The 21,911-nt window shown below is 62.1% G+C and carries 18 protein-coding genes; 7 read left to right on the top strand and 11 right to left on the bottom strand.

All coding sequences use genetic code 11. From position 1 onward, the window contains the following. Nucleotides 1-61: 61 nt before the first annotated feature. The 8 genes from ACHMXK_RS11115 to icd form a co-directional block, all read right to left on the bottom strand. Nucleotides 62-2,500 (bottom strand): membrane-bound PQQ-dependent dehydrogenase, glucose/quinate/shikimate family, encoded by a 2,439-nt coding sequence (locus ACHMXK_RS11115; protein WP_397440288.1) that lies wholly within the window; start codon nucleotides 2,498-2,500, stop codon nucleotides 62-64. 91 nt (nucleotides 2,501-2,591) lie between these two features. Further along, nucleotides 2,592-4,661 carry a TonB-dependent receptor family protein gene (locus ACHMXK_RS11110; RefSeq protein WP_397442502.1) on the bottom strand — a complete coding sequence of 690 codons (2,070 nt, stop codon included), beginning with the start codon at nucleotides 4,659-4,661 and terminating at the stop codon, nucleotides 2,592-2,594. 59 nt (nucleotides 4,662-4,720) lie between these two features. Next, the gene (locus ACHMXK_RS11105) at nucleotides 4,721-5,176 is read right to left on the bottom strand and encodes a MarR family winged helix-turn-helix transcriptional regulator (RefSeq protein WP_397440286.1); all 456 of its coding nucleotides are present in this window, start codon (nucleotides 5,174-5,176) and stop codon (nucleotides 4,721-4,723) included. A 143-nt stretch (nucleotides 5,177-5,319) separates the two neighbouring features. Further along, nucleotides 5,320-6,777, bottom strand: a complete 1,458-nt coding sequence (sbcB, locus tag ACHMXK_RS11100) for an exodeoxyribonuclease I (protein WP_397440284.1) — start codon at nucleotides 6,775-6,777, stop codon at nucleotides 5,320-5,322. Nucleotides 6,778-6,786: 9 nt separating this feature from the next. Further along, on the bottom strand, nucleotides 6,787-8,232 hold the full coding sequence (cls, locus tag ACHMXK_RS11095) for a cardiolipin synthase (protein WP_397440282.1): 1,446 nt from the start codon (nucleotides 8,230-8,232) through the stop codon (nucleotides 6,787-6,789). Nucleotides 8,233-8,382: 150 nt separating this feature from the next. Continuing rightward, nucleotides 8,383-10,719: an ATP-dependent Clp protease ATP-binding subunit ClpA gene (gene clpA / locus ACHMXK_RS11090; protein WP_397440281.1), complete on the bottom strand. Its 2,337-nt coding sequence runs from the start codon at nucleotides 10,717-10,719 to the stop codon at nucleotides 8,383-8,385. Nucleotides 10,720-10,801: 82 nt separating this feature from the next. After that, nucleotides 10,802-11,170: an ATP-dependent Clp protease adapter ClpS gene (clpS, locus tag ACHMXK_RS11085; protein WP_397440279.1), complete on the bottom strand. Its 369-nt coding sequence runs from the start codon at nucleotides 11,168-11,170 to the stop codon at nucleotides 10,802-10,804. A gap of 200 nt (nucleotides 11,171-11,370) precedes the next feature. Further along, nucleotides 11,371-12,624: an NADP-dependent isocitrate dehydrogenase gene (icd, locus tag ACHMXK_RS11080; RefSeq protein WP_397440277.1), complete on the bottom strand. Its 1,254-nt coding sequence runs from the start codon at nucleotides 12,622-12,624 to the stop codon at nucleotides 11,371-11,373. A 35-nt stretch (nucleotides 12,625-12,659) separates the two neighbouring features. Between icd and ACHMXK_RS11075 the strand changes: the two genes are divergently transcribed. After that, nucleotides 12,660-13,145, top strand: coding sequence for a hypothetical protein (locus tag ACHMXK_RS11075; RefSeq protein ID WP_397440275.1), 486 nt, complete (start codon nucleotides 12,660-12,662; stop codon nucleotides 13,143-13,145). A gap of 134 nt (nucleotides 13,146-13,279) precedes the next feature. After that, nucleotides 13,280-13,726, top strand: a complete 447-nt coding sequence (locus ACHMXK_RS11070; RefSeq protein WP_397442501.1) for a DUF192 domain-containing protein — start codon at nucleotides 13,280-13,282, stop codon at nucleotides 13,724-13,726. Between the two features lie 122 nt (nucleotides 13,727-13,848). Here ACHMXK_RS11070 and ACHMXK_RS11065 read toward each other — a convergent pair whose 3' ends face one another. The 3 genes from ACHMXK_RS11065 to xseA all read right to left on the bottom strand — a co-directional run bounded on the left by ACHMXK_RS11065 (nucleotide 13,849) and on the right by xseA (nucleotide 18,463). Next, nucleotides 13,849-16,086 (bottom strand): NADP-dependent isocitrate dehydrogenase, encoded by a 2,238-nt coding sequence (locus ACHMXK_RS11065; RefSeq protein ID WP_397440273.1) that lies wholly within the window; start codon nucleotides 16,084-16,086, stop codon nucleotides 13,849-13,851. Between the two features lie 421 nt (nucleotides 16,087-16,507). Beyond that, nucleotides 16,508-17,089 (bottom strand): superoxide dismutase, encoded by a 582-nt coding sequence (locus ACHMXK_RS11060; RefSeq protein WP_397440271.1) that lies wholly within the window; start codon nucleotides 17,087-17,089, stop codon nucleotides 16,508-16,510. Between the two features lie 57 nt (nucleotides 17,090-17,146). Further along, nucleotides 17,147-18,463 carry an exodeoxyribonuclease VII large subunit gene (xseA, locus tag ACHMXK_RS11055; RefSeq protein WP_397440269.1) on the bottom strand — a complete coding sequence of 439 codons (1,317 nt, stop codon included), beginning with the start codon at nucleotides 18,461-18,463 and terminating at the stop codon, nucleotides 17,147-17,149. A gap of 319 nt (nucleotides 18,464-18,782) precedes the next feature. Here xseA and ACHMXK_RS11050 point away from each other — a divergent pair, with 319 nt between their 5' ends. Genes ACHMXK_RS11050 through kdsB form a run of 5 tightly spaced genes read left to right on the top strand, consistent with a single transcriptional unit; the run spans nucleotide 18,783 to nucleotide 21,836 of the window. Next, complete coding sequence (locus ACHMXK_RS11050) at nucleotides 18,783-19,424, top strand: MotA/TolQ/ExbB proton channel family protein (protein ID WP_318404503.1); 642 nt, start codon at nucleotides 18,783-18,785, stop codon at nucleotides 19,422-19,424. Then, a complete protein-coding gene (locus ACHMXK_RS11045; RefSeq protein ID WP_397440266.1) occupies nucleotides 19,421-19,849 on the top strand; it encodes an ExbD/TolR family protein in 429 nt (142 codons plus the stop codon). Before ACHMXK_RS11050 ends, ACHMXK_RS11045 begins: the two co-directional genes overlap by 4 nt. 2 nt (nucleotides 19,850-19,851) lie before the next feature. Then, the gene (gene lpxK, locus ACHMXK_RS11040) at nucleotides 19,852-20,892 is read left to right on the top strand and encodes a tetraacyldisaccharide 4'-kinase (RefSeq protein WP_397440264.1); all 1,041 of its coding nucleotides are present in this window, start codon (nucleotides 19,852-19,854) and stop codon (nucleotides 20,890-20,892) included. Further along, nucleotides 20,873-21,055 carry a Trm112 family protein gene (locus tag ACHMXK_RS11035; protein WP_318404508.1) on the top strand — a complete coding sequence of 61 codons (183 nt, stop codon included), beginning with the start codon at nucleotides 20,873-20,875 and terminating at the stop codon, nucleotides 21,053-21,055. Before lpxK ends, ACHMXK_RS11035 begins: the two co-directional genes overlap by 20 nt. A 22-nt stretch (nucleotides 21,056-21,077) precedes the next feature. Continuing rightward, nucleotides 21,078-21,836 carry a 3-deoxy-manno-octulosonate cytidylyltransferase gene (gene kdsB / locus ACHMXK_RS11030; protein WP_397440261.1) on the top strand — a complete coding sequence of 253 codons (759 nt, stop codon included), beginning with the start codon at nucleotides 21,078-21,080 and terminating at the stop codon, nucleotides 21,834-21,836. Nucleotides 21,837-21,911: the final 75 nt, after the last annotated feature.

Raw genomic sequence — 21,911 nt, 5'->3', positions numbered from 1 at the left:
GCAGCTGGGTACAGCGCGCCTACCCTCAGCGTCGGGTAGGCGCGCCGCCCAGGAACCGGACTCAGTTCTTCTTGGGCAGGGTGTAAGCCACCACGTAATCACCGCGGTCTGGCGACTGCCGGCTGCCGCCTGCGGCAACCACCACAAACTGGCGGCCGCTGGCTGGCGAGACATAAGTCATCGGTGTGGCTTGGGCGCCTACGGGCAGGCGGCCTTTCCACAACTCTTTGCCGGTATGCACGTCATTGGCGCGCAGGTAGTAGTCCTGCGTACCGGCGTAAAACACCAGGCCGGACGCGGTGGTCATCGGGCCGCCCAGCGTGGGCATGCCCAGCGGAATCGGCAAGCCGGCCTTGATGCCTGCGGCCACCACGGTGTCCTGAATCGTGCCCAGGGGACGTTGCCACACCAGTTGACGTGTCTTCAGGTCGACGGCCGACAGTGTTCCCCAAGGCGGCGCGTGGCAAGGCAAGCCCAGCGGCGACAGGAAGGCGCGTTGGGTGATGGCATAAGGCGTGCCCTTTTGCGGGGCCAGGCCCACACCATGGCCCAGGGTGACCTGCTTGTTTTCCACCTTTTCTTGCGGAATCAGCTGCACCAGTTGCGGCATGCGGATGTCGTTGACGATCAGGTAGCCGTTGTCCTCGTTGATGGAGGCGCTGCCCCAGTTCATGCCGCCGTAATAGCCGGGGTAAATCAGGCTGGGTGTGGTCGTGGGTGGCGTGAACTCGCCGTCGTAACGCAGCTTGCGGAATTCAATCCGGCAGGCCAACTGGTCGAAGAAAGTCGCGCCCCACATCTTGGCTTCGGACAGCGGCTCGGCGCCAATCGCCGGCATGCCCACCGAGTACGGCTGTGTAGGCGCCGTCCAGTCGCCGGCCTGGCCGGCTTGCGGCACCGGCTTTTCCTGCACCTCGGCAATCGGCTTGCCGTCGCGGCGATCCAGCATGAAGATTTGGCCGCGTTTGGTGAGCTGGACCAGGGCCGGCACAGTGCCGCCCTTGCCGTCCGGCACGTCATACAACGCGGGCTGGGCCGGCACGTCATAGTCCCAGATGTCGTGGTGCACGGTCTGGAACTTCCAGCGTTCCTTGCCGGTGGCCACATCCACCGCGACGACGGATGAGGAATAAGCCTCGGCCGCCTTGGTGCGCTGGGCGCCCCAGAAGTCGGGCGTGGTGTTGCCGGTGGGCAGGTAGACCAGGCCGAGCTTGTCGTCAAACGCCGGGGTGGACCAGACGTTGGGCGTGCTGCGGGTGTAAGACTCACCGGCTGGGGGCAGCTTGTCGATGTTCGGGTTGCCCAGGTCCCATGCCCAGACCAGTTCGCCGGTGTCGGCGCTGAAGGCGCGCACGGCGCCGGAGGGCTCGTCAACCTCGCGGCCGTCAAAGACCCAGCCGCCAACCACAATCATGTTGCGCACCACCGTGGGTGCCGAGGTCTGGAAGTAATACATCGGCTTGACCAGGCCCATGCCGGCCTTCAGGTCGACCGTGCCTTTGTTGCCAAAACTTTCGCATGGCAGGCCGGTTTTGGCGTCGAGCTGAATCAGGCGCGCGTCAACCGTGGTCATCACGATGCGCTGGGCGCACACCGCATTCGACGCGGCCGCCAGCGCGGGTGCTGGCGCGGCTGGCGTCGAAGGGCTGCTGCTGGAAGCCGTCAGCGCAGCCGCTGCGGCGGCCGGTTCGTAATACCCCACGCCGCGGCAACGGTTCCATATCTTGGCATCCGCCTTGGGGTCGAACTTCCAGCGCTGCGCACCGGTGTCGGCGTCCAGCGCGAACACCTGGTTGCGCGGTGTGCAGACATAAACGGCATCACCGATCTGCGTCGGCGTGTTCTGGTTTTCAGAGCCTGGACCGGCCATTTCACCGGTGCGGAAGGTCCAGGCCACCTGCAACTGGGCGACATTTTCTTTGGTGATCTGGTCAAAAGGTGCGAACCGCGTGCCAGCCGGCGTGCGGCCGTAAAACTGCCAACGGGAATCGGCCGGCCCGGCTGCAGCAGCCGTCTTCGCTGTCGGCTCCGGCGTCGCACCCGCTTCAATCACGCCATGCGGCACAAACATCGCCGCACCACCGGCCACAAGCACGACCGCCATCAGGGCTGCCAGCGCACGGGCCGGGGCGCGCAAGCGACCCTGCGTCAGTGCGGGCAACAACAGCAGCGCCACGAAACCCAGCACCAGCACTGGCGCCAGACGCGGCACCAGTTGCCAGAAGGAAAAACCCACCTCCCACAGCGACCACAAAATAGTCGCGACGAACAGGGCGGCGTAGACCCAGGCACCGGCCTCACGCCGGCGGGCAAACAACACGCCCGACACCACAAAGGCGATGCCGGCCAGCAGGTAATACCAGGAGCCGCCTAAGGTGGCGAGTTGCACGCCGCCTAGGGCCAGGGCCAGGCCGATCAGCGCCAGCACGATGCCGAAAATCAGCAAACCCCAGCGGGCCGTCCCCGGCGGTGGGGGCTTGGGTGAACTTGTCAATGTCATGAATCAAATCTCCTCTTTCTTGACGATACAAAAATAATGCACCTGCTCATCTCCAACCGCCGAATGGCAGCGTGAACAGGGGTGCAGCTGCTTAAAAACGGTAGGCGGCGGTGAGACCCATAGCCCAGTTGCGACCCGGCGCGCTTTCGTAATAACGGCCATTGCCTTCGTTGACGATCACCGAGCCGGCATAGTGGCGATTGAGCACGTTGTCGACACGTGCGAAGCTGCTGATCTCCCAACGCTGCAGCCTAAGCAAATAGCCGGCATGCAGGGACAGCAGGGTGGCGCTGGCCGCCGATTCGGAATTGAGGTCGTTGACCGGGATGGCCCCCACATAACGGGCCTGCACGCCGGCGCGCCAGCCCATGGGCGGTGCCCAGTCCAGTGAGGCTTGGGCCACCTGACGTGCGATGCCGGGAATACGATTGCCGGCAGCGACAGCGCTGGCCGTTGTGCAGGGCGAGCTACAAAAGCCGTCCTGGTAAGTCGCGTCCAGCCAGGTGTAGGCCGCTTGTACACGCCAGTGGCGCGCCACACTGCCGTTCCAGCCCAGCTCCAGCCCGTTGCGTTGTGTGTGTCCGGCGTTCCTGAAGGTAGCCCGGCCGCCGCTGTTGGTGTCGGTGACGATCTCGTTGTCGGTGCGTGTCTGGAACAGTGCCGCTGTCAACAGGCCGCCCGCCACGCGTTGTTTGGCGCCCACCTCGACGCTGGTGTTCACCGAGGGCTGCAGCGTGAAATTGAGGCCAGTCTGGCCACCGTTGCGGTAAGACAACTCATTGAAGGTCGGCGTCTCGAAACCTCGCCCCAGGGTGGCGTACAGGTTGAGCGCCGGATTGGCCTCATAACGCAGTGCCGCCATCGGCAGGGCTTTTTTGTAGTTGGCCGCCCCGCTGTCGTCGCCGTTGGCACCGACGATGTAGTAGTCAGCCGAGGTAAAACGCACCGTGCTGTAGCGCAAGCCGGCCTCTACGGTCCAGCGTTCGGCCATCCGCCAGTTGGCCTGCAGGTAGGGATCCAGGTTTGCCACCCGGTTGGTTTCATCGCGGCGCAAGGCGCCCAGCACGCCGAGTTGCGGCGAGGCCACGGTACCAGTGAAGTTCTGAAAGCCCTGACGCTGTTCGGTCAGCGTGTCGTAGTTCAGCCCACCCACCAGGGTCAGCGGCCGCCCTGCAAACAACAGGCGCGAGGTCCAGCGCGCATCCAGGCCGCCGTACGCGCGGGCCAGCGAGATCACACCACCGGCATGGGTGGCACTGGCCTGGGCTACAGGAGGAATGGCCTGGAACTGCAGCGTGTCACGCGTGCCGGAATACAGCATCAGCCGCAGCTGGTTGTCTGCGTCAATGCGGCGCTCGTAGACCAGACCACCCTGCGTCTGGTCCACGGTCTTGCGGGTGTTGTATTGCTGAGCGAGCGCGGCGCCGCGCGGGTTGCTGGCCAGTTGCGCCGCCGTCAGGCCCAGCGGGTCCTGCGCGTTCAGGCTGACGCTGTTGAGCGCCAGGGTCAGCGAGCTGTCGTCCGAGAGCTTGATGCCCAAACGCGCGTTCGTCAGGTTCTTGCGGGTTTCGCTGTGCTCGCGCCAGCCATCGGTGTTAAAGCGGCTGGTGCTGAGCACATAGTCGATACCGCTCGCCGTGGCGCCGCTGGCCTTGAGGCCATAACGATGCAGGCCGTTGCTGCCAATGGCGACACTGGTGCTGACGGTGGGCGGGCCTTCGCCCTCCTCGCTGAAAACCTGGACCACGCCGCCGGAGGAATTGCCGTACAGCGCCGAAAACGGCCCACGCAACACTTCCACCCGGTCGGCCGAGGCGATGTCGATGTTCGAGCTTTGACCCTGGCCGTCAGGCATGGTGGCGGGAATGCCGTCGACATACAGGCGCACACCACGAATCCCGAAGGTCGAACGCGCGCCGAAACCGCGCACGGACAGCTGCAAGTCCTGTGCGTAGTTCTGCCGGTTCTGCACCAGCAGCCCGGGAATGCCCCCCAGGCTTTCCGACAGGTTGACCTGCAATTGCCCCTGGCGCATATCGTCGCCCGCCACCACGTCGATGGAAGCGGGCACCTCGAAAGGTGGCGCTTCGCTGCGTGTGCTGGTGACAATCTGCGGCTTGAGGCTGGGAATGGTGTCGTCCGGCTCTGCGGACTGCGCCATGACGCCTTCGGCGAAGACGGCTGCCAATACCAGCGCCAGATGCCGCCGCGACGGGCGCATCACGTCCTTATTCCTTGCACGCCGCGTGCCAGTGCCGCATCGACCTGGCCGAAAACCGCCAGACAGGTGTGCAGATCCGCGGCGGGAATACCGTCGAAGGATCGCAGCGACAAATCGGTAAGCACACTCTCGATGCGAAGGCTCAAGGCGCGACCCGCCTGCGTCAGGTGCAGCGTCTTGGCGCGCCTGTCGCTTGGATCAGCGCGCCGTTCAATAAAACCGGCCGCCTCCACGCGGTCCAGGTTGCGCACCAGCGATGGCCCTTCGATGCCCAGCAATTCCGCCAGCTCAATCTGGCGCAGGCCGTCCCGCCGCCCGACCACCAGCACCGGCCAGGCCATCACCTCGGACAGCCCGCAACTTTTCAGCGCCAGGTCCGCCTGGCGCCGGTAACTGCGTGCCAGCAGGCCGGCCGCAATGATGACTTGTTGACCTAAATCAGAGGAGTACGGCATAGTCCAAATAAATAAGCATGCTTATAAGTAGGAGGCTACTTATTTAGGTGCTATTTTGCACTGGAAGCAAAGCCGGAATGAAAGGTGCCAGCTTTCTCCAGCGAAAAACCTGCAAATAACGGGGGCGAAGTACCGATAAAGTTCTAAGGCAGCTCAGGAGCGATCATCTCTGCATAGTCATACAGGGTGCCCAGAATCGCCTCGCCACGTTCGTCGGCATCTTCCTGCAAGGTGTCGATCTCGGCTAGGTAGGCATCCACATTGCGCGCCCCGCCCTCGCCGTCGAGCAGGCGCGCGGCGCGATGTAGCTCCCAGCGCTCGGCCTCGTCGGGCGTGAGGGTGTCGGGAAAGTTGCGTGCGCGGTAACGAAACAGCAGCTCTTCCAGCCGGTCGTCGTCAAAGCCGGTGCGGCTGTGCGCCATCTCGGCGGCGGGCAAGGCGCGCAACTGGTTGAGCCGGCGGCGGTCGGCATTGCCGATGAAGCCACCGTACAGGTCTTCGTCCACATCCGGCAACGCTTCCTGGGGACGCTGGAACACCTCGGGCCATAAGGCGCTCATGTCGGGCAGGCTGGCGGCTTTTTCGGCATTCGCCATGGCGGCGGCCATATCGATCCCCCATTTGGCAGCCATCTGCGGCGTCAGGGTTTGCAACTGGCGCACCACCATGGGCGACTTGTTCAGGTGCACGGACTTGATGGGCAGGCGGTTGATACCCTCGGGCAAGTCGGCCGACTTGGTGAACAGGCGCTGGCGCAAGGTGGCCACATCCAGCAGCGGCAACTCACTGGGGTCGTGGGCCAGGTCCCAGGCCAGGATTTCGTTCTTGTTGCTGGGGTGGGTCGCCAACGGAAACATCACGGCCAGGCAACCACGCTCGGCCGGGAACATGCCCGACACATGCAAAAACGGCCGCGCCGTTTGCAGACTCGCAGGCAGGCCCAGCTCGGTCGCCACGCGGTCTTTTTTGTGCAAACTCAGGCAAAACTCAAACAGCTTGGGCTGCGCCGTGCGAATCAGCCGCGCCAGCGCAATCGTGGCGCGCACGTCGGACAACGCGTCGTGCGCCGCTTCATGCAGCAGGCCGTTGGCCCGCGCCAGGTCTTCGAGCTTGAAGCTGGGCTTGCCGTCTTCTTTGGTTGGCCAAACGATGCCTTCCGGTCGCAGCGCATACGCCATACGCACCACATCCAACAGGTCCCAGCGGCCGCAGTCGTTTTGCCACTCGCGCGCATAGGGATCGATCAGGTTGCGCCAGAACATGAAACGCGTCACCTCGTCGTCGAAACGAATGGTGTTGTAACCCACACCTATGGTGCCGGGCTGGGCCAGCAGCTGTTCGATCTGCGCGGCAAAGTCATGCTCGGGCAGACCGCGCTCCAGACACAGCTGCGGCGTGATGCCGGTGATCAGGCAGGAAGCCGGGTCGGGCAAATAGTCCCTGGCGGGCTGGCAATAAATCATCAGCGGCTCGCCGACCTCGTTCAGCTCGGCATCGGTGCGGATGCCGGCAAACTGGGCGGGCCGGTCACGCCGCGGGCTAAGGCCGAAGGTTTCGTAGTCGTGCCAGAGGAAAGTATGGTGGGGCAAGGCAGCAGGCATGGCTAAACCTCAAAGCAAAGGGGAAAAAAGACGGGCCGTGGCGTCGCCCAGGCGCTGAAGAAAAGGCTGGTGGCGACGGCCGAGGACCCGCCCGGAGCGCCGCAAATCGGCCTCGAATTGTTTGGCCAGCGGCTCCGCCAGCGACTGGCCATAAACCACGGCCATGACTTCAAAGTTCAGGCGAAAGCTGCGGTTGTCGAAATTGGCCGTGCCTATCATGGCGCAGTTCTGGTCAATCAGCAGGGTCTTGGAGTGCAACATGCGCTCGCGGTACTCCCACACCTTGACGCCGGCGGCAATCAGCTCGTCAAAATACGAACGCGCCGCCGCGCTGACCACGCGGCTGTCGCTGCGCCTGGGCACCAGCACCTGCACATCGACCCCACGCAAGGCGGCGCTGGTCAGCGCCATCATGGCGGCCTCGCTGGGCACAAAATAAGGCGTGGTCAGCCAGGCGCGTTGGGTCGAGGCGGTGATGGCATCGACCTGGAAGCGGTGGATCGCTTCGACCGCGCTGTCGGGCCCGCTGGTGACAATCTGCATGGCGATCGGGCCCGGCGGCGACTGAGGCAAGAGGCGCTGCAGGACCGCATCCTCGGTGACCGGCAACACCCCACCGGCATAACGCCAGTCCTCGATAAACACCGTCTGGAGCCAGCGCACGGCCGCCCCCTCAAAACGCAGGTGCACGTCGTGGTAAGCGTCCGGTCGCTGGCGCACGTCCTCCTCGTCGGTGATGTTGACGCCACCGGTGAAACCCACCTGGCCGTCACAGACCACGATTTTGCGGTGGGTGCGGTAGTTCAGCACCGGGCGCAGCCGCCGGCCTATACGTGTGTCATGAAACAGCGCGACCTCGGCACCAGCGGCCAGCAGCGGCGCCAGAAAACGCCGGCCTGTGCCCTTGGAGCCGAGTGCGTCGATCAGCAAACGCACGGTCACGCCCTGCCCGGCTTTGGTGATGAGCAGGTCACGCAGCGCCGTGCCGATGTGGTCAGGCTCGAAGATGTAGTACTCCAGGTGCACGTGGTCGCGCGCCTCGCGGACCGCCGCAAAAATGGCGTCAAAGGTGGCTGCGCCGCCCGACAAAAACTGCACCGCCATGGCGCTGGACACCGGCAGGCGCGAGGCCGCCATGCCCAGGGCCGCCAGTTGTTGCAGCGCGACCGGTGCGGTGTTGGAACTCCTGGCGAGCAGCGCCATGTCGTTGCCGGCATAAACACTGGCCCGGTGCCGCAGGCGTTTGAGCCGCTGCTTTTTCAGGCGCTGCGGGCCTAAAAAATAATAAATCAAAAAGCCGGCATAAGGCAGCAAGGCCATGGACAAGATCCAGCCCAGGGTGGACACCGGTGCGCGTTTTTGCAGCACGATCCATACGGAGAGCACGGCGATGTAGGCGCTCCATGCCAGCGACAGGCCGGTGATCCATTCCGCGTCGAGCTGAGGCATCACCATGGCGAGACGATCAAAGGAGGGGATGGTTCATGCAGCATAGGAATGCGGCAAAGTGTAGAGCAAGGCTGCGCCCATGAAAAAAGCCGGTAGCGATGCGCTACCGGCTTGGGGATGCTGACGCGTCGCCTTGGCAACGCGAAAGGCCTGGGTTTAACCCGTGGCAGCTTCTTCAGCCTCCGGCTTGGCCTTGCCTTCTTTTTTTGGCAGCGGCTGGATGTCGAGCACCACTTCACCGGTTTCCACACCTTTTTCGTCGGTGCTGATCTTCATGGCCACCGTCAGGCGGCCACCGTCGATCAGGCGACCAAACAGCAACTCGTCGGCCAGTGCCCGGCGAATGGTGTCCTGGATCAGGCGTTGCATAGGCCGCGCGCCCATCAGTGGATCGAAACCCTTCTTGCCCAGGTATTTGCGCAAGGTGTCGGTGAAGGTGACGTCCACCTTCTTCTCGGCCAGTTGCGTTTCGAGCTGCAGCAGGAACTTGTCGACCACACGCAGGATGACGGTTTCGTCCAGCGCCTTGAAACTCACCACCGCGTCGAGGCGGTTGCGGAACTCGGGCGTGAACAGGCGTTTGATGTCCGCCATCTCGTCGCCCGCTTCGCGGACCTGGGTGAAACCCATCACAGCCTTGTTCATGGTCTCGGCGCCGGCATTGGTCGTCATGACAATGATCACGTTGCGGAAATCGGCCTTGCGCCCGTTGTTGTCCGTCAAAGTGCCGTGGTCCATGACCTGCAGCAGGACATTGAAGATGTCCGGGTGGGCTTTTTCGATTTCATCCAGCAGCAGCACGGCGTGCGGCTTCTTGGTGATGGCTTCGGTCAACAAACCACCCTGGTCAAAACCGACATAGCCCGGGGGCGCACCGATCAGGCGGCTCACGGCGTGGCGCTCCATGTACTCCGACATGTCGAAGCGGATCAGCTCGATGCCCATGATGTAGGCCAGCTGTTTGGCCGCTTCCGTCTTGCCGACACCCGTGGGGCCGGAGAAGAGGAAGGAGCCAATCGGCTTGTCGTCCTTGCCCAGGCCGGAGCGCGCCATTTTGACGGCCGATGCCAGCACGTCGAGGGCCTTGTCCTGGCCAAACACCACACTTTTCAGGTCGCGTTCCAGCGTTTTCAGCTTGCCGCGGTCGTCGTTCGACACGTTGGCGGGCGGGATACGCGCGATCTTGGCCACAATCTCCTCGACCTCGGTCTTGGTGATGGTTTTCTTGCGCTTGTTGGCCGGCAGGATACGCTGGGCCGCGCCGGCTTCGTCGATCACATCAATCGCCTTGTCGGGCAAATGGCGGTCATTGATGTATTTGGCGCTGAGTTCAGCCGCCGCCTGCAAGGCCGCCACGGCGTATTTGACGCTGTGGTGCTCTTCAAAGCGCGACTTCAAGCCCTTGAGAATTTCAACGGTTTCCTGCACCGTCGGCTCAACCACGTCGACCTTCTGGAAACGGCGCGACAGGGCCGCATCTTTCTCGAAGATGCCGCGGTACTCGGTGAAGGTGGTGGCACCGATACATTTGAGCTGGCCTGAGCTGAGCGCGGGCTTGAGCAGGTTGGACGCGTCCAGCGTGCCGCCCGAGGCGGCTCCGGCGCCGATCAGGGTGTGGATCTCGTCGATGAACAAAATGCCGTTAGGCTTGTCTTTCAGCGACTTGAGTACGCCTTTGAGGCGCTGCTCAAAATCACCCCGGTATTTGGTACCGGCCAGCAAGGCGCCCATGTCGAGTGAATACACCTGCGCTTCGGCCAGGATGTCCGGAACGTCTTTTTGCGTGATGCGCCAGGCCAGGCCCTCGGCAATCGCGGTTTTGCCCACGCCGGCTTCACCGACCAGCAGCGGGTTGTTTTTGCGGCGGCGGCACAAAATCTGGATCACACGCTCGACCTCGTACTGGCGGCCGATCAGCGGATCAATCTTGCCTTCCTTGGCGAGCTGGTTCAGGTTTTGGGTGTATTGCTCCAGCGGCGAGGCTTTTTCGTTCTTCTCGCCGCCCTCTTCGTTCTCGGACGCGCCTTCACCGGCCTTGGTCGGTTCCGGCGGATCGCTCTTTTTGATGCCGTGGGCGATGAAGTTCACCACGTCCAGGCGTGTCACGCCCTGCTGGTGCAGGTAATACACGGCATGCGAGTCTTTTTCGCCAAAAATGGCGACCAGCACATTGGCGCCGGTGACTTCCTTCTTGCCATTGCCGGTGGACTGCACATGCATGATGGCGCGCTGGATCACACGCTGGAAGCCCAACGTGGGCTGCGTGTCGACATCGTCGCTGCCGGCCACTTGCGGCGTGTTGTCCTTGATGAAGTTGGCCAGCGACTTGCGCAGGTCATCGATATTGGCAGAACAGGCGCGCAACACTTCGGCGGCGCTCGGGTTGTCCAGCAAAGCGAGCAGCAGGTGTTCCACGGTGATGAACTCGTGGCGTTGCTGCCTGGCCTCTACAAAGGCCATATGCAAGCTGACTTCTAATTCCTGGGCAATCATTGCTTTTCCTTTCGGCTTGCTGCTTGGGTATCTGAGGGCGTGATTTGATAACTCTTCATGTCGATATGGGCCGTTTTTGCCATTATTCAATGGGCTCGCACACACACTGCAGCGGATGGCCATTTTTTCGTGCAGCTTCCGTGACCTGGTCGACCTTGGTGGACGCCACATCCTTGGAAAACACGCCGCACACCCCTTTGCCGTCCAGGTGGATTTTCAGCATGATTTGTGTCGCTGTTTCGCGGTCTTTGCCGAAAAACTCCTGAATCACCTCAACGACAAACTCCATAGGCGTGTAATCGTCATTGAGCAGCACCACCTGGTACATCTGCGGTGGTTTGGTCTTGAGCGGGCGTCGCTCAAGCACGACCGAATCCCCACCGTTGGCGTCGTCCGGTTTGACGACCGGCGCCTTGGGCGGTGCGGGAGATTTGGGAGGTTGGGTTGCCATGGAATTCATTCTAGCCATCGAAGTTGTTCAATGCGACTGACAGGGAAATTGGTGGCAGTAACGCGACATTCAAGCGCACGCCCGGGGCTTTGTGCTGCGGCTCATGAAAAAACCGCCCCGGCCTGGGCCTGGGGCGGTTTTGCAGTCATTTTCGGCCTGACGGTCGGCAAGCCCATTGCTTGCCGGCGCAGACGGCAAACTTACATATGGTCAATCATGACCTGGCCGAAGCCGGAACAACTGACCTGGGTGGCGCCTTCCATGAGACGGGCAAAGTCATAGGTGACTTTCTTGGACGCAATGGATTGCTCCATGGCGCGGATGATCAGGTCGGCCGCAGCCGTCCAGCCCATGTGGCGCAACATCATTTCGGCCGACAGGATTTCGGAACCGGGGTTCACGTAGTCCTTGCCGGCGTACTTGGGCGCCGTGCCGTGGGTGGCTTCGAAGCAGGCGACGGTGTCGGACAGATTGGCGCCAGGCGCAATCCCGATACCGCCCACCTGGGCCGCCAGCGCGTCGGAGATGTAGTCGCCATTGAGGTTCAAGGTCGCCACCACGGAGTATTCGGCCGGGCGCAGCAGGATTTGCTGCAGGAAAGCATCGGCGATGCTGTCCTTGATGATGATGTCCTTGCCCGTTTTCGGGTTTTTGAGCCTGCACCACGGGCCGCCGTCGATCAGCTCGGCACCAAATTCTTTTTGCGCCAGGGCGTAAGCCCAGTCACGGAAGCCCCCTTCGGTGAACTTCATGATGTTGCCCTTGTGCACAATGGTCACGCTGGGCTTGTTGTTGTCGATGGCGTACTGGATCGCCTTGCGCACCAGGCGCTCCGTGCCTTCGCTGGAGACCGGCTTGACGCCGATACCGGAGGTATTCGGGAAACGGATTTTCTTGACGCCCATTTCATCCTGCAGGAACTTGATCAGTTTTTTGGCCTTGTCGCTGCCGGATTCGAATTCGATGCCGGCGTAAATGTCTTCCGAGTTCTCGCGGAAGATGACCATATTGGTCTTTTCAGGCTCTTTCAGAGGGGACGGAACGCCCTTGAAGTACTGGATGGGGCGCAGGCAGACGTAAAGGTCCAGCTCCTGGCGCATCGCCACGTTCAGGCTGCGGATACCGCCGCCAACCGGAGTCGTCAGCGGGCCTTTGATCGATACGACATAGTCGCGTACGGCCTGCAGGGTTTCTTCAGGCAACCAGACGTCGGGGCCGTAGACCTTGGTCGATTTTTCACCGGCATAAACCTCCATCCAGTGGATCTTTTTCTTGCCGTCATAAGCCTTGGCCACCGCCGCGTCAACCACCTTGAGCATGACAGGCGTGATGTCCGCGCCTGTGCCATCGCCTTCGATAAAGGGAATGATCGGCTCGTCAGGGACATTCAATGAGTTGTCGGCGTTGACGGTGATTTTCTGCCCCTGGGCAGGCACCTTGATGTGCTTGTACATGTAGAAAAGTCTCCGGTAAAGCGCTTGAAATCGCAATGACAACTACGAGGCGCGGTTTAGGTGATAACCCACAAATTTTAGTCCCAAAGCAAAGTTTGAAACTTTTATCAGCCCGTGTGTCAACCGTTTCCAAACCGGCCTCGTTACGAAAGGGTCCCCGAAAAGTTCGGGGTCGTTTCACACAACGTCACTTACAGGAAACTCTCATGAACAAAGTCCTCGCTGCCCTGATCGCTGGTCTCTTCGCCGCTGGTGCTTTTGCACAAGCAGCCGCTCCTGCCGCCGCACCCGCTGCCCCAGCAGCCGTTGCTGCACCGGCTGCTGCCCCAGCCGCCAAAGTTGACGCCAAGGCTGACAAAGCCGCCGCAGCCAAGGCCGCCAAAGAAGAGAAAAAGGCCAAAGCCAAGGCTGCCAAAGAAGAAAAGGCCGCCAAGGCCAAAGCTGCCAAGGAAGAGAAAGCAGCAAAAGCCAAGGCTGCCAAAGAAGCCAAGGCCGCCAAGAAAACTGAAGCCGCCAAGTAATTTCCGGCGCTTTTCGCAAAATGCCCGCTTTCAGCGGGCATTTTTCATGGCCGTCGTTTATGCTGGTGATCTGCCCAATTTTCGGTGACCTCATGCCCTCCACTTACGATCCTAGCCAGCCGCGCCGGCGCGTCATGGCCGCCGCGCTGTCTTTCTGTCTTGCACTGAGCGCCACCTGCGCGCTTGCGCAAGACGCGCCACAGATGAACCTGCCGCGGGTCAAGATATCCGCTGGCATGCACCTGATCGATGCCCAAGTCGCCCAGACACCCGAGCAACGCGCCACCGGCCTGATGTTCCGCCGGGAAATGCCGCAGCACGAAGGCATGTTGTTCGTCTTCGAGCAGCCGGCCGACCAGTGTTTCTGGATGAAAAACACCCTGCTTCCGCTGACCGCCGCCTTTGTGGCCAACGACGGCACCATCGTCAACCTGGCCGACATGAAGCCCCAGACCACCAATCCGCATTGCTCAGCCCAACCTGTGCGTTATGTGCTGGAGATGAACAAGGGCTGGTTTGCCAAGCGCGGCATCAAGGCTGGCAGCAAGCTGGGCGGCCAGCCCTTTGAAGTCCGCAACTAAATTGGTGTGGGGCCTGGCAAGGCCCAAAATCTGAACCGCCAGCCTTCTGGAAAAAATAAAGGCGATCCGGACTTCCGCCCGGATCGCCTGTCAAGTACCTGCCTGGAGCTCGCTTCGCTGACTTAGGCCTTGAAGGACGCCAGTGCCGCGTTCAAGGTCTTGCTTGGACGCATCACCGCGTCCAGCTTGGCCAGGTCAGGCTGGTAATAACCGCCGATGTCCACGGCCTTGCCCTGCACAGCCTGCAGTTCCGCCACGATGGTCTGCTCGTTGGCCGTCAGTTGCTGCGCCAAGGGCGCGAACTGGGCGGCCAGCTCCGGAATGTCGGTCTGCGCAGCCAAGGCCTGTGCCCAGTACATGGCCAGGTAGAACTGGCTACCGCGGTTATCCAACTGACCGGTCTTGGGCGACGGGTTCTTGTTGTTATCCAGCAGCTTGCCTGTCGCTTCGTCCAGCGTCTTGGCAACAACCTTGGCCTTGGCGTTGCCGGTTTTGATGCCCATATCTTCCAGCGACACGGCCAGCGCCAGGAACTCGCCCAGTGAGTCCCAGCGCAGGTGGTTTTCTTCGACCAGTTGCTGGACATGTTTGGGGGCGGAGCCGCCAGCACCGGTTTCGTACATGCCGCCACCGGCCATCAGGGGCACGATGGACAACATCTTGGCGCTGGTGCCCAGTTCCATGATGGGGAACAAGTCGGTCAGGTAGTCGCGCAGGATATTGCCTGTCACCGAGATGGTGTCCTGGCCGCGGATGACGCGCTCCAGCGTGTAACGCATGGCCCGTACCTGCGACATGATCTGGATATCCAGGCCTTGGGTGTCGTGGTCTTTCAAGTAGGTTTCCACCTTCTTGATCATCTCGGCTTCGTGCGGACGGTAGGGGTCCAGCCAGAACACGGCCGGCATGCCGGAGTTGCGGGCGCGCGTGACCGCCAGCTTGACCCAGTCGCGGATCGCCGCATCCTTGACCTGGCACATGCGCCAGATGTCGCCGGCTTCCACGTTCTGCGACAGCAGCACTTCGCCGGTGGCGAGGTCGACGATGTTGGCCACGCCGCCTTCCGTCACCTCGAAGGTCTTGTCATGCGAGCCGTATTCCTCGGCCTGCTGCGCCATCAGGCCCACGTTGGGCACCGTGCCCATGGTCACGGGGTCAAAGTTGCCGTTGGTCTTGCAGAAGTTGATGACTTCCTGGTAGATACGCGCAAAGGTGGACTCCGGGATGACCGCCTTGGTGTCCTGCGGCTTGCCGTTGGCGTCCCACATCTTGCCGCCTATGCGGATCATGGCCGGCATCGACGCATCGACGATCACGTCGTTGGGCGCGTGCAGGTTGGAGATGCCTTTGGCCGAATCGACCATGGCCAGCGAAGGACGGTGCTCATGGCAGGCGTGCAGATCACGGATGATTTCTTCTTTTTTGGACGTCGGCAGCGTGGCGATCTTATCGTACAGGTTCACCATGCCGTTGTTGACGTTCACACCCAGTTCGTCGAACAGCTTGCCGTGTTTGGCGAAGGCTTCCTTGTAGAAGATACGGACGGCGTGGCCGAACACGATGGGGTGCGAGACCTTCATCATCGTGGCCTTGACGTGCAGGGACAACATCACACCCGTCTTGCGTGCATCTTCGAATTGCTCTTCGTAGAAGTCGCACAAGGCCTTCTTGCTCATGAACATGCTGTCGATGATTTCGCCGGCCAGCAGAGAAACCTTGGCTTTGAGCACGACGGACTGGCCGTTTTTGGTGATCAGCTCCATCTTCACATCACGCGCCTTATCCAGCGTCAGGGACTTTTCGCCGTGATAGAAGTCGCCGTGTTTCATATGAGCCACATGCGAGCGCGAGGCCATGCTCCACTCGCCCATGCTGTGTGGATTCTTGCGGGCGTAATTCTTCACAGCGGCCGGTGCGCGGCGATCCGAGTTGCCTTCACGCAGCACCGGATTCACGGCGCTGCCCAGACACTTGGAATAACGCTGGCGAATGGCTTTTTCCTCGTCGGTCTTGGGATCTTCCGGGAGGTCAGGCACGGCATAACCCTTGCCCTGCAGTTCCTTGATCGCGCTGACCAGCTGGTGCACCGAAGCGCTGATGTTGGGGAGCTTGATGATGTTGGTGTCCGGCAACAAGGTCAGACGGCCCAGCTCGGCCAGGTTGTTGGGCACCCGTTGGGCTTCGGTCAGGTATTCGGGAAATTCGCCCAGAATGCGGCCCGCCACCGAAATATCGCTGGTCTCGACATGGATACCTGCGGGCGCAGTAAACGTGCGGACAATGGGCAAAAAGGCGCAGGTCGCCAGCAGCGGGGCCTCGTCGGTCAGCGTGTAGATGATGGTGGGTTGCTCGGTACTCATCGCTTATCTCCAGAAATTGATACGGGAAGGCCACCGTCTGTGTCACAGGCCGGTAGCAATAGTCGGATGCCGTCTGATTTTGCTTTAGGGGTCAGACCCATTCTGCATTTTATGCAATGCAATTTTGCAATGCGGAATTTCAGGCCCTTGAAATGAACTATTTTTCACTCTGACGAAAAAAGGGGCTGCAGCGACGTCAAAAAGACTGCCTCTGCGATGGTCCTGGGTGGAGGTCATCATGTGGGTCTTCCCCCATTCGAAGCCGAGCCGGGGCCCATGGACGGCCCTAAAACAAAAGGGCTCGAAGATCAATCTTCGAGCCCTTTTATTCAAGCTGGGTGTCTCACGGCAAGCCAAATTCAAAACATGGCTGTTTTGTTCAAGGCCTGCTTCACAGGAAACACCGCGAGCCGAATGGCGATCAGGCGAAATTCTTGGCCGCGAAGTCCCAGTTCACCAGTTTGTCGAGGAAGGTCTCGACAAACTTCGGACGCATGTTGCGGTAGTCGATGTAATAAGCGTGTTCCCACACATCCACGGTCATCAGCGCCTTGTCGGCGGTGGTCAGCGGTGTGCCGGCCGGGCCGGTGTTGACGATGTCCACGGAACCGTCGGCTTTTTTCACCAACCAGGTCCAGCCCGAACCGAAGTTGCCGACGGCCGACTTGACGAAGGCTTCCTTGAACGCAGCGTAGGAACCGAATTTGGCGTTGATGGCTGTTGCCAGCGCGCCGGAAGGCTCACCACCGCCCGCGGGCTTCATGCAGCTCCAGAAGAAGGTGTGGTTCCAGATCTGCGCCGCGTTGTTGTACACGCCGCCGCTCGACTTCTTGACGATCTCTTCGAGTGTCATGGCCTCGAACTCCGTGCCTTTTTGCAGGTTGTTCAGGTTGACCACATACGCATTGTGGTGCTTGCCATGGTGGTATTCGAACGCTTCCTGGCTGTAATGAGGCGCCAGCGCGTCAATGGCGTAAGGCAGCGGGGGCAGTGTGTGTTCCATGTTTTCCTCGTGTGGTGTTGTGTTGATAAAACCGACTGTCAGGGCGCATTGTAAAAACTAAATCAGCCGCGGTGCAGAAACTGTCAAATCGACCTCGCCATCGGCAAGGGTTGCACGCAAGGCCTGGCCGGGCCGGGTCGCTGCGGCGCTGCTGATGGCTTGGCCCTGCATATCGGCCAACCAGGCGTAACCCCGCTGCAACACATGGTGAGGGTCCAGCGGCGCCAGGCGCAGTTGCGCGCGCTCCAGGCGGCGCTGCTGCTGTTGCAGTGATTGCGCCAGCGCTTGCGGAAACGCCAGGCTCAGGGCCTGCAGCTGGTTTTTTTCGCGTTGCAGGCCCGACTGCAACGCGTGACGCAGACGCTGGGCCTGGCCGGCCAGCCGGGCCTGCTGGCGCGTGACCAGATGCGAGGGCCGGCTGACGCGGGACGCGGCCCAGTCCAGCCGCTGGTTGTGGGCCTGCAATTGGCGCTCCACTCCGTCTTGCAAGCGATCCTGGGCTCGTTCCAGCGCACCCAGCCAGACCTGCTGCGGCTGGGCACACAACTCGGCCGCAGCGGTGGGTGTGGGGGCGCGCAAATCGGCGCAAAAATCAGCGATCGTGAAGTCGGTCTCATGGCCAACCCCACACACCACCGGCATGGGCGCCGCCACCAGCAATCGCGCCATTTGTTCGTCGTTGAAGGCCCAGAGGTCTTCCATGGCGCCGCCGCCGCGCACCAGCAGCAAGACGTCCACCTCGGCGCGTTCGTAGGCTTTGCGCAAGGCTTGGCGCAACTCCTCGGGCGCCTGTGCGCCCTGCACGCTGGCCGGGTAAATCACCACGGGAATATGCGGCGCGCGGCGTTGCAGGGCCGTCACGACGTCATGCAAGGCGGCCGCGCCCAGCGAGGTCACCACCCCGATGGCTTTGGGCAGCAAGGGCAAAGCCCGCTTGCGGCCGGCCTCAAACAGGCCTTCGGCTTCGAGCTTGGCCTTGAGCTGCAAAAACTGCTCAAACAGATTGCCCTGCCCGGCCTGCTGCATGGATTCGACAATCAGTTGCAGTTCGCCGCGTGGCTCGTAAACGCCGAGCCGGCCGCGCACCTCGACCAGTTGCCCGTCACGCGGGGAAAAATCCAGCAGACCAGCGGCACGCCGGAACATGGCGCAGCGGATTTGGCCCTGGGTGTCTTTCAGCGAAAAATAACAATGGCCGCTGGCCGCCCGCGAAAAACCGCTGACTTCGCCCTGCACCGCCACCGGATTGAAACGTGCCTCCAGGCTGTCGGCAATCGCGCGCAGCAAGGAACCGACGGGCCAGATACGCACGCCCGGCGCGGCTCTTGGCGGCTCACCCGAGGTCTCAAACACAGGCAAATCCCTTGATTTCATGCGGGTAATACTCCACAGAAGCGCATAGGGACGGGGGGTTGGCGGTGGTTTGCCGGGGAAGGTCTGATGTATACGTGTAAGTCATTGATTTTGAATAACTTTATTCTGCTCAATTTTTCATCGTTCTGTCACAAAGCCCCATGGGCGCGGCTTCGCAGCGTAGCGCCGGGTACTTGCTCACAAAGTTATCCACAAGTTCTGTGGGTTAAGTCCTACGCCTTGCTGGCATCCAAACAAATCAGGGAGGGACCGCACAAGCCCGATTCAGCGTGATCGGCTAGGCCATAATCCACAGCAATTATCTGCTGGGAGATTTGCCTTGTTTTCGATCATACAAGCCGCAGGCTGGCCTATTTGGCCCTTGGTTGCCTGCTCCATCCTGGCGCTGGCGCTGGTTATCGAGCGTTTCACCAGCCTCAAGACCGCCAGGATTGCCCCGCCCAAATTACTCGATGAGGCCATCACGGTCTCCCGCAGCGCCGTGCCGGCCCCGGACGTGGTGACCCACCTGGAACACAACTCCCTGCTCGGCCAGGTGCTGGCCAGCGGTTTTCGGGCGCTCAACGCCAATCCGCGCATCAGTGAAGACGACCTGCGCTCCACCCTGGAAGGCGCCGGCCGGCGCGCCGCCCACACGCTGGAGCGTTATCTGGCAGCGCTGGCCACGATTGCCTCGGCGGCGCCGTTGCTGGGCCTGTTGGGCACCGTCATCGGCATGATTGAGATTTTTGGCTCGCAGGCCGGCGGTGGCGGTGTGGCCAACGCTGCCGGCGGCAACCCGGCGCAACTGGCGCAGGGTATTTCGATCGCGCTCTACAACACGGCCTTTGGCCTGATCGTGGCGATTCCTTCGCTGATTTTCTGGCGCTACTTCCGGGCGCGGGTGGATGGTTACCTGCTGACTATGGAAATTGCGGCCGAACGTTTTGTGCGCCACCTCAATACGCTGCGCAAATCATGAAATTCCGCGGACCTTCACGGGATGAACCCGAGATCAACCTGATCCCCTTCATCGACGTGTTGCTGGTTGTGCTGATTTTCCTGATGTTGTCGACCACCTACAGCAAGTTCACCGAACTGCAGATCAAGCTGCCGGTGGCCGATGCCGAGCAGCAGCGCGACTACCCCAAGGAAGTGATCGTGGCCGTCAGCAGTGATGGTCGTTACATGGTCAGCAAAATCCCGGTCAACGGGCGCAGCATCGAGGCGCTCAGCGCCGCGCTGGTGGCCGCCGCCAAGGCCGGCAAGGACAGCGTGGTGGTCATCAGCGCCGATGCCAGCGCCACACACCAGTCGGTGATCACCGTGATGGAAGCGGCCAGGCGCAGCGGCCTGAGCCAGATCACCTTTGCCACCCAGAGCGCGGCCCAGGCCGGCGCCAAATAGACGTGAAGCGGCTGTTGCTGCAGGCCTGGCTGCGCCGCGGCGCCCTCGCCTGCCTGCTCTGGCCGCTGGCCCAGTTGTTTGGCCTGCTGGTGCGGCTGCGCCGGGCTTTGTACCAGGCCGGCGTCTTCAAATCCGAACATGTCTCCGTGCCCGTGGTCGTGGTGGGCAACGTCGTGACCGGCGGCGCCGGTAAAACACCGGCGGTGATTGCCCTGGTGCAACACCTGCAGGCCGGCGGCTGGCAAGCCGGCGTGGTCTCGCGCGGCTACGGTCGCAGTGGGCAAGCCTGCCTGGAAGTTTTGACGTCCACCCCACCCGAAACCTCCGGCGACGAACCCGCCCTGATCCGGCGGGCGACAGGTGCACCGGTTTTTGTCGCGGCGCGGCGTATCGATGCGGTGCGCGCCCTGCTCGCGGCGCACCCGGCCACCCAGGTCGTGGTTTGTGACGACGGCCTGCAACATTACGCCTTGCAGCGCGACATCGAGATTGCGGTGTTTGACGAACGTGGCGCCGGCAATGGCTGGCTGCTGCCGGCCGGCCCGCTGCGTGAGCCCTGGCCGGCACGCTTGCACCGTAGCGCGCGCGCGGGCGGGCGCGGCGTCGATCTGGTGTTGCACACCGGGGCCCGCGCCGCCTTCGATGGGTTTGGATCGACACGCCGCTTGGCCGACCACGCGCTGCGCGCCGATGGCAGCCGCGTGCCGCTGAGCGAACTGACCGGCCAACCCTTGATCGCGCTGGCCGGCATAGCCAAACCCGAAGCCTTTTTTGAGATGCTGCGCGCCCGCGGCCTGCCACTGGCGGAAACCCGGGCGCTCCCCGATCACTATAATTTTGATAGCTATCCGCGCCCGCCGGATAAGGGCTACACCCTGATTTGCACCGAAAAAGATGCGGTCAAGCTGTTTCCCCGGCAAAACGACGTGCTGGCCGTGCCGCTGGAATTCTCCCCGGAGCCGGCCTTTTTCACCGCCTTCGACCGCTTGCTGCATCCCCTGCTTTCTCCATTACCATTCCCCCATGGACACCAAACTGCTTGAACTGCTGGTCTGCCCCGTGACCAAAGGCCCGCTCGTGTATGACCGCGAAAAACAGGAACTGATCTCCCGCAGCGCGCGGCTGGCTTACCCGATTCGCGACGGCTTGCCCGTGATGCTGGAAAACGAGGCACGCACCCTCACCGACGAGGAACTCGGCCTGTGATGTTGCACCTTTCGATCAAGGCATGAGTTTCACCGTCCTCATCCCCGCCCGCCTCGCCTCCACCCGCCTGCCCGACAAACCGCTGGCCGACATTGCCGGTGTGCCCATGGTGGTGCGTGTGGCCCAGCGCGCTTTGCAAAGCGGCGCCGCCCGCGTCGTGGTGGCTGCCGACAGCCCGTCCATCGTGGCGGCCTGCCAAGCTTTTGACGTCGCGGCCGTGTTGACCCGGCCCGACCACCCCAGCGGCAGCGACCGGCTGGCGGAGGCCTGCGACCTGCTGGGCCTGGGTGACGAGGAGCAGGTGGTCAATGTCCAGGGCGATGAACCCCTGATAGACCCGGCGCTGATCAACGCCGTGGCCGGCTTGCTGGCGCAACGCAGCGACTGCGCCATGAGCACCGCCGCCCATGCCATAGACACCCGGGAAGATTTGCTGAACCCGAACATCGTCAAAGTGGTGCTGGATGCGCGCCAGACGGCGCTTTATTTCAGCCGCGCACCAATTCCCGCAGCCCGCGATTTCGCCGGCCAGGCCTGGTGGGACTCCGGCAGCAGCTTGCCGCCGCCCCTGCGCCACGTGGGCATTTACGGTTACCGCGTCGGCTTTTTGCGGCAATTCCCCACCCTGCCGCAAGCCCCGCTGGAGCAACTGGAGCAACTCGAACAACTGCGCGCCCTCTGGCATGGCCACCGCATCGCGGTGCACATCGCCACGCAAGCGCCCGGCGCCGGCGTCGACACCCCCGAGGATCTGGCACGCGTGCGTGCGCTGTTTGTGTAAGCCAGGCGCGGGGAAGCGCATGCTATCCTCAAGCTCAAAGCCATTTATTTGAAAGCGGGCGTCCGGTTCCGGGCC

It is taken from the genome of Polaromonas sp. UC242_47 (assembly GCF_044452385.1).
GTDB lineage: Bacteria > Pseudomonadota > Gammaproteobacteria > Burkholderiales > Burkholderiaceae_C > Polaromonas.
Note: the sequence above shows the minus strand (reverse complement) of the source record. Positions and strands in the feature narration are given on the sequence as shown.

Bases quoted from the DNA above. Each gene is read 5' to 3' on its own strand.
- ACHMXK_RS11075 (WP_397440275.1), top strand. From the start codon at position 12,660: ATGACAACTACGAGGCGCGGTTTAGGTGATAACCCACAAATTTTAGTC.
- ACHMXK_RS11065 (WP_397440273.1), bottom strand. From the start codon at position 16,086: ATGAGTACCGAGCAACCCACCATCATCTACACGCTGACCGACGAGGCC.
- icd (WP_397440277.1), bottom strand. From the start codon at position 12,624: ATGTACAAGCACATCAAGGTGCCTGCCCAGGGGCAGAAAATCACCGTC.
- sbcB (WP_397440284.1), bottom strand. From the start codon at position 6,777: ATGCCTGCTGCCTTGCCCCACCATACTTTCCTCTGGCACGACTACGAA.
- kdsB (WP_397440261.1), top strand. From the start codon at position 21,078: ATGAGTTTCACCGTCCTCATCCCCGCCCGCCTCGCCTCCACCCGCCTG.
- ACHMXK_RS11035 (WP_318404508.1), top strand. From the start codon at position 20,873: ATGGACACCAAACTGCTTGAACTGCTGGTCTGCCCCGTGACCAAAGGC.
- xseA (WP_397440269.1), bottom strand. From the start codon at position 18,463: ATGAAATCAAGGGATTTGCCTGTGTTTGAGACCTCGGGTGAGCCGCCA.
- clpS (WP_397440279.1), bottom strand. From the start codon at position 11,170: ATGGCAACCCAACCTCCCAAATCTCCCGCACCGCCCAAGGCGCCGGTC.
- ACHMXK_RS11110 (WP_397442502.1), bottom strand. From the start codon at position 4,661: ATGGCGCAGTCCGCAGAGCCGGACGACACCATTCCCAGCCTCAAGCCG.
- clpA (WP_397440281.1), bottom strand. From the start codon at position 10,719: ATGATTGCCCAGGAATTAGAAGTCAGCTTGCATATGGCCTTTGTAGAG.
- ACHMXK_RS11070 (WP_397442501.1), top strand. From the start codon at position 13,280: ATGGCCGCCGCGCTGTCTTTCTGTCTTGCACTGAGCGCCACCTGCGCG.
- ACHMXK_RS11105 (WP_397440286.1), bottom strand. From the start codon at position 5,176: ATGCCGTACTCCTCTGATTTAGGTCAACAAGTCATCATTGCGGCCGGC.
- ACHMXK_RS11115 (WP_397440288.1), bottom strand. From the start codon at position 2,500: ATGACATTGACAAGTTCACCCAAGCCCCCACCGCCGGGGACGGCCCGC.
- ACHMXK_RS11045 (WP_397440266.1), top strand. From the start codon at position 19,421: ATGAAATTCCGCGGACCTTCACGGGATGAACCCGAGATCAACCTGATC.
- ACHMXK_RS11060 (WP_397440271.1), bottom strand. From the start codon at position 17,089: ATGGAACACACACTGCCCCCGCTGCCTTACGCCATTGACGCGCTGGCG.
- cls (WP_397440282.1), bottom strand. From the start codon at position 8,232: ATGGTGATGCCTCAGCTCGACGCGGAATGGATCACCGGCCTGTCGCTG.